Source organism: Planotetraspora phitsanulokensis, assembly GCF_016863295.1.
GTDB lineage: Bacteria > Actinomycetota > Actinomycetes > Streptosporangiales > Streptosporangiaceae > Planotetraspora > Planotetraspora phitsanulokensis.
Genome location: NZ_BOOP01000070.1, coordinates 1 through 3,734, shown reverse-complemented (window position 1 = coordinate 3,734; position 3,734 = coordinate 1). Strand labels below are relative to the sequence as shown.

Genomic DNA, 3,734 nt, shown 5'->3' with positions numbered 1-3,734 from the left:
TTCCCGTCCTTGCGAAGCTGTTGCCCTCGGTTGCCGCAAAAGGCGCGAGCGCGAGGTCGAGCGCGGCGCCGGCCAGCTTCGCCCAGTGCTGGACCCCTATGTCTCCGGAGAACTCTAGGCACGACCCTCTGCAGGGTGCAGTAGAACGGGCTCTTCACACACGAGCGCCTACGGCGGCGCTCTAGGCAACGACGCTCTCGCGCCAAAAGCCCTATCGATCAGCGTGGTAAGAAGCCGAGATCCAGGTGCCACGAACACTGGTGAACCGAAATGTCATGCAGGCGAGGCTTCAACCCGACCGAGCGGATCAAGGGAAAGACCATCATCCGCGTTCGTCCATAAGGACGCGGATGCCACACCCGTTGCCCAAAGCCCACCTCTTGGCTCCCCTGACAGAAAGCGTGACAATGAAGATCAATCTCGAGGCCGAGGCGGCCACCCGCGAAGAGAACAACGCGGCGCTCATCGCTGCTCTGGACCAGACAGGTCCCAGCGAGGTGGAATCCAGCTGGGAGTTCGATGTCATCAACGACACCGAGCACGGCCGATGGATCGCCACCCTCGACGCCGACGCGATCGCCGAGCTCACGTACCGGTTCGTGGGCGGCCGTGTCGTGCTGCTGAAGACCTGGGTCGAGCCCGCGTACCGCGGAAAGCGGGTGGCCACGGAGCTCGTAGCTCGTGTGCTGGACGCGATCCGCGAGAGCGGGAAGAAGATCACCATCATCTGCCCGTTCGTGGGTGAGTTCATCGACCGCAATCCCGAGTACGCCGACCTCATCGACGAGGTCCGTCCCGGCTCCGGCGCTCACCCCAAGCACGAACCCGCGGAAGTCGGCCACGACGAGGAGCTGACCGCGTTCCATCGCGACCTGGCGTAAACCGTCCGGCGTTCGGACGTGGTCGCCTGCCACGGCATCCGAAGCGTGCGACATGTTCACCACGGCCTGGCCAGGAGGCCGGCGCCGACGGGTCGTTCTTCTGATCGAGGGCGTGTTGCCGCGTTGGCGCACCATGCATAGCCTCACCGCCTCTCGGGGTCGTACCACGCTGACCGGCGCGGATTACGGCGGGAGGGCTTCGAGGCGCGAGCGAGATTCCGACGTTGCCGGTAAGGCGGCGCGACGGATCTGACACCAATCAGACGGGACAACCTTGCACGCCGGCACCGCGTACGCGGCACCGAAACGACGACCCACCTGCATCGAACGCCGAAACACACAGAGAAAGGAACAAGGATATGAACGACACCAAGCAGTCCACCGAAGATCTGGCGATCCTCGAGCAGCTCAACAATGACTACATCCGCTCCGACCAGTTCAACGATGTAAAGCGCTTCAGCGAGTTCCTCGCCGAAGACTTCATCGTGCAGACTCCGGGTGTCACCCGCGACCGTGCCGAGTTCCTCGAATACATCGCCAAGCCGCGGCCCTTCAAGGATCTCGCTGTGCACGACGTCAAGATCCGCATCCTCAGTGACGTTGCTCTGATCCACGGCCGCGCCACTTACACCATGCTCGACGACGGAGTGGGCCAGGAAGCTCTGTACACGGACACGTACCAGAAGCGTGAGGGTGCCTGGGTCTGTGTCTCGGCCTGTGCGATCGCTCCGGGCACCTGATCCGACCACGCGCGCGAGGCTGCTGGTCGCGAGGCACCCACCTTCAGGTGGGGACCACACCCAAGGGCGAGTCACGACACGGCGACAAGCCGAGACCGGCCGGCGACCTCGCTTCAGTACTCATCCAGCCGAGAAAGGCCACGAACAAGATCAGCGGAATCGACACCGGTAGCCGCCCACAGTGGCGGCTACACGGGCGCCGTCCGCATTCCAGCAGACCGCGACCTCGTGATCCTCTCTGGCACGCCTGGCCTCAGGCCGACGGAACACCTCCCGAGGACTTCGCTGAGGAAGCTCGGCAGGCATCGCGTAACGCCCAGGACGCGCTCAAGCAGGCCGGAGTGTCCATGACCGACATCGTCTCAGTGCGGACCTGGCTCACCGACACCTCCACGGTGCGCAGCTACGTCGACGTGCGCAATCCGAAGCCTCCAGTAACTCCGGGGTGGTTCAGAACAATAGAAAGGCAGGCTCGATGCAAAACGTGGCACCAGCGCTCAACCAGGCTCGTCGGGGCAGAACGCTCCGGCTGGCATTCATATCCGCGGTGGTATCCCTGGTGGCCGCGTTTGCCGCGGTGGGCTCGACGATCCCGCTTTTCAACATCTACCGGGCCGAGGACGGGTTCACCAACGCCGGCATCTCGATAACCGTCGTCGCCTACTCCGCTGCCACTCTTACCACACTGTTGATGATGGGACGGCTGTCAAATCATCTGGGCCGCCGGCCCACCTCGATCGCGAGCCTCGGCCTTCTTGTGCTGGGCTGTCTGCTGCTGCTGAACGTGCACGACATCGGCATCCTGATCGCCGGTCGGCTCCTGATGGGCCTCGGTGCCGGGCTGGCCAGCAGCAGCCTCACCTCCTACATCGTCGATTCCGCACCGGCCAGGCCGGCCTGGTTGGCCTCCGTCGCCTCCAGCCAGACAGTGATGCTCGGCCTCGCCGTCGGCGCCATCGCGTCCGGAACCCTGGTCCAGTTCGGCCCCTGGCCACGCGAGCTCATCTACCTGGTTGCCGTCGGCTTCCTCCTCCTGTCTGCCGCACTCGTCGCTGTCAGCCCGGAAACCGCGACTCCGACGCCGGGCGCTTGGCGATCACTACTGCCCCGGGTCCGCGTACCGGCCCGGATCAGGCATCTGCTCCCCGTCGCGGCAGCGGTGTTCCTGGCCACCTGGGCGACCGGGGCCTTCTACCAGGCCTTCGTGCCAGCGCTAGTCGAAGATCAACTCCACACGCGCAGCCCACTCGTCCTCGGGCTGGTGTTCGCCGCCTACATGGGTCCCAGTGCTCTCGGTGCTCCCCTCGGCGGCCGGTTCACATCCGCGGCGGCCCAACGACTCGGCATGATCATCTTCCTGGCCGGATGGATCGGCATCATCACAGCGATCGCCACCGGCACACTGGTGCTGTTCATCGCCGCAACCATCGTCGCGGGCGCCAGTCAAGGCATCGCCATCAGCGCCGCCACCCGCGGCCTGCTGCACGGCAGCACCCTGGCCGACCGGGCACCGATCTTCAGCGCGATCTACCTACTCTGCTACAGCGGCGCAGCTATCCCCGCCCTGGTCTCCGGCCAACTTTCCAGGACCTTCTCACTGCCGCAGATCGCCCTCGGATACGGCGCACTTGCCCTCGTCGCCACCGTGTTCACTGTCCTCGCCGCACGCAACCCGCACCCCGATACGAGCGGGAACAGCCAGCACGTGAGTAATCATGACGAACCTCACCGTCATCCAGACCTCACTCGACCCTGAGCGGGGCGCCGCCGGCGCTCGTCGACGCCCCGTCGATCGCCGCGCGGATCGGCGCAATGGGCCAGAACCGGATCTTCTTCTTCACGGTCGGGCTCGAAGTGCGCCGGGAGTTCGCGATCGGCGAGCTGACGAGCTGGTCCCGTGCCCTGGTGCCCGTCTCCGCCGCGATCGCGGGCCTGGTGGTGCCCGCACTCCTTTTCGTCCTCATCGCGAGGGGCTCCCGGAAACGAGCATCGACCAACACGTGGACTGGAAGCGCTCCGCCTGCGCGTCCTGGCCACAGCGCCGACAGAGACTCGAGTCACCGGCTTGCCGGCGCGGCGTCCGGGTCAGGAACCCGCCCCTCGTGGGTCCTCA

The 3,734-nt window shown here is 65.5% G+C and carries 5 protein-coding genes; 4 read left to right on the top strand and 1 reads right to left on the bottom strand.

Going from position 1 to position 3,734, the window contains the following annotated elements:
* Positions 1-407: 407 nt before the first annotated feature.
* The 3 genes from Pph01_RS42380 (at position 408) to Pph01_RS42370 (ending at position 3,377) form a co-directional block, all read left to right on the top strand.
* A complete protein-coding gene (locus Pph01_RS42380; RefSeq protein WP_204078930.1) occupies positions 408-881 on the top strand; it encodes a GNAT family N-acetyltransferase in 474 nt (157 codons plus the stop codon).
* 359 nt (positions 882-1,240) lie between these two features.
* A complete protein-coding gene (locus tag Pph01_RS42375; RefSeq protein WP_204078929.1) occupies positions 1,241-1,621 on the top strand; it encodes a nuclear transport factor 2 family protein in 381 nt (126 codons plus the stop codon).
* A 475-nt stretch (positions 1,622-2,096) separates the two neighbouring features.
* On the top strand, positions 2,097-3,377 hold the full coding sequence (locus Pph01_RS42370) for an MFS transporter (protein ID WP_345483644.1): 1,281 nt from the start codon (positions 2,097-2,099) through the stop codon (positions 3,375-3,377).
* On the opposite strand, the gene Pph01_RS43190 is transcribed toward Pph01_RS42370, so the two are convergent.
* Positions 3,364-3,585: a hypothetical protein gene (locus Pph01_RS43190; protein WP_239117421.1), complete on the bottom strand. Its 222-nt coding sequence runs from the start codon at positions 3,583-3,585 to the stop codon at positions 3,364-3,366. The two genes, Pph01_RS42370 and Pph01_RS43190, sit on opposite strands and share 14 nt — an antisense overlap.
* Between Pph01_RS43190 and Pph01_RS43815 the strand changes: the two genes are divergently transcribed.
* The coding region (locus tag Pph01_RS43815; RefSeq protein ID WP_373315720.1) for a Na+/H+ antiporter NhaA at positions 3,494-3,734 on the top strand (241 nt) is incomplete at its 3' end. The genes Pph01_RS43190 and Pph01_RS43815 overlap by 92 nt on opposite strands.

Bases quoted from the DNA above. Each gene is read 5' to 3' on its own strand.
- Pph01_RS42375 (WP_204078929.1), top strand. From the start codon at position 1,241: ATGAACGACACCAAGCAGTCCACCGAAGATCTGGCGATCCTCGAGCAG.
- Pph01_RS42380 (WP_204078930.1), top strand. From the start codon at position 408: ATGAAGATCAATCTCGAGGCCGAGGCGGCCACCCGCGAAGAGAACAAC.
- Pph01_RS42370 (WP_345483644.1), top strand. From the start codon at position 2,097: ATGCAAAACGTGGCACCAGCGCTCAACCAGGCTCGTCGGGGCAGAACG.
- Pph01_RS43190 (WP_239117421.1), bottom strand. From the start codon at position 3,585: ATGAGGACGAAAAGGAGTGCGGGCACCACCAGGCCCGCGATCGCGGCG.